At 37.2% G+C, this 2,207-nt stretch carries 2 protein-coding genes; both read left to right on the forward strand.

Translation table 11 applies throughout. The annotated features are described in order from the left end of the window. Positions 1-215, forward strand: a 215-nt coding sequence (locus BMZ28_RS07950) for an autotransporter outer membrane beta-barrel domain-containing protein (protein WP_217639204.1), incomplete at its 5' end; no start/stop codon positions are given. Positions 216-952: 737 nt separating this feature from the next. After that, positions 953-2,207, forward strand: a 1,255-nt coding sequence (locus BMZ28_RS07955; protein ID WP_175474936.1) for an AIDA repeat-containing protein, incomplete at its 3' end; no start/stop codon positions are given.

The raw sequence follows: 2,207 nt of genomic DNA on the forward strand, positions 1-2,207 counted from the left end.
CGGTAAGCCATGAATTCCAGAAGAATAACGATGTCATTATCAATGATACCGAACGTTTCAGTAATGATATGTCCGGAACCGTCGGTAAATATGGCATTGGTTTAACTGCTCAATTGGATAATCAGTGGTCAACCTATGGGGAAATTAATTACTCCAACGGTAGCCATATTGAAACACCATATAGTGGGCATTTAGGTATTCGCTATAGCTTCTGATTGTGTTTATAAAAACCTATTATCATTTCATTAATCAATAATGATCCGGAGTCAGAATTTTTGACTCCGGATTTTTTATGTTGGAACATCATATAGATTTCGTTATTGCTACCTTCTCATCCTACCTAAATACTTTTTCATTCCTATAACCCTTGGTGGCTCAAACATGCTCTCGCTTAAGTATCGAGTTAGATAATTTGTATGACTGAAAGAACGATGACCTCATTATCAATGCCACAAAACGTTTAAATGATGGGATGTTAGAAATGGTAAGTAAATATGTCGCTAAATTAAATGCTCAATTGGATAACTCATGGGGGAATTTAATGCCTTTAACGGTGTATATTGAAATTCAAATAGAGGGGGGTTAGCTGTCCGGTATAGCGTAGAGTAATAATTTATTAAGTGACCATTCCTTTTGTAGAGCGGTGCTTATTCGGATTTTGCCGGGGGCTGAAACAAGTTTAATTTATGAGTATTAATTTTAAGCCACAAATAAAATAAGGTTTATTTAAGTGAGTTCATTTTCAGCCAACTGATTTATTTTTTATTTTAATGATGGATAACACGTGTTGCTTTCTGTTATTTGACGCTTTTTTTTGGTTTTATATTATGGTAATAATATGGGTAATAAATAACGTTGTTAATTTTTAGACTGATTTTAATGTGAGTTAATTATTTATAGTTAGTCCAGGAACCTAGTTAGCCAGAGCAGAATGAATGGAATCAATTACATCATGAAATACAAGTATACCCCTTTTTTTATTGCATTATTCCCACTAATTATCTCTTCCCATGTCAATGCCAGTATCATTATTGGTGATGGCGGCATGCAAAATAGCGTCTCACCGGGTGCCAACTATGGTGGTAAGGTCAGCTCAGACACGTTTATTATTAATAATAAAGGCCAGATAATGGTAAGTGGTTGGTCTGATGATTTTAATCAAGAGATGCCTTTAGAACGTTGGGGTTGGGCTGTGGTGAATAATACCGTAGTGAATAAAGGCGGTAATCTTTATATTCAGGGCGGTGTGGCCAATGATACCTTAATTGATGGCGGGCGCATGCTCGTTCTTGGGGCTACTGGTGGTAATGCAGCAAACTTACAATATTTTAAACAGGGTGAATTAGCCGTTGCTAATGACACAATCATTAAAAATAGCGGTTTGCAGAATGTATATAATAAAGGTACTACAAATAATGCTCAGTTATCTGACAAGGGTACACAGAATGTCTATTATGATGGAGTAGCGAATAATACTGTTATTAATATTGGTGGTTTACAATACATTTATTATAGCGGTGAGTCCAATAATACCATTATTAATGATGGTGGTAAGCAGTATGTTTATAATACCGATAAAGTGAACGGTACCGTAGTGAAAAATGGCGGAAAACAATATGTCTATTTCTCAGCGAGCTTACCCAATAATATTGGATTAGTAAAAAACACACTGGTTGAAGTCGGTGGATTTCAATCGGTCAGCGGCGTTAATGTCTCCGCCTTAGACACTATGCTTTATGGCAAGCAGCATATTTTTACTGGTGGCTCTTCCGTTAATACCACCGTAGGAGATGGTGGGCTTATTTTGGCATATGACCAAGGAAAGGTTATAAATGCCAATGTATTATCTGGCGGTGATGTTTTTATTGAAACGCGACATGATGCAGTAACTGGCGATCCATTAGCACCGGCTTATGCCAATAAGACAACCTTAAATGGTGGTGCACTTTATGTTCGGGGCCAAGATTCATTCGCTGAAAATTCATTGGTGAATAGTGGCGAACTTTTTGTCCATAACGGCGGTATTATTATGGATACACGAGTGGCCGGTAATAGCTCAGTTATCCATATTGATAGTGATTCTTTCTCCAAAGGACGTTTAGATTTAAGTAATGGCGCTACCGTTTATCTTGGTGCCAGTGACACCAGCGGAGCAAAAATCGAACATCTCACTTTAAATGATGCTTCCGTTATTTTCGGTAGTCGGG

The organism is Pragia fontium DSM 5563 = ATCC 49100 (genome assembly GCF_900112475.1).
Taxonomy (GTDB): Bacteria; Pseudomonadota; Gammaproteobacteria; order Enterobacterales; family Enterobacteriaceae; genus Pragia; species Pragia fontium.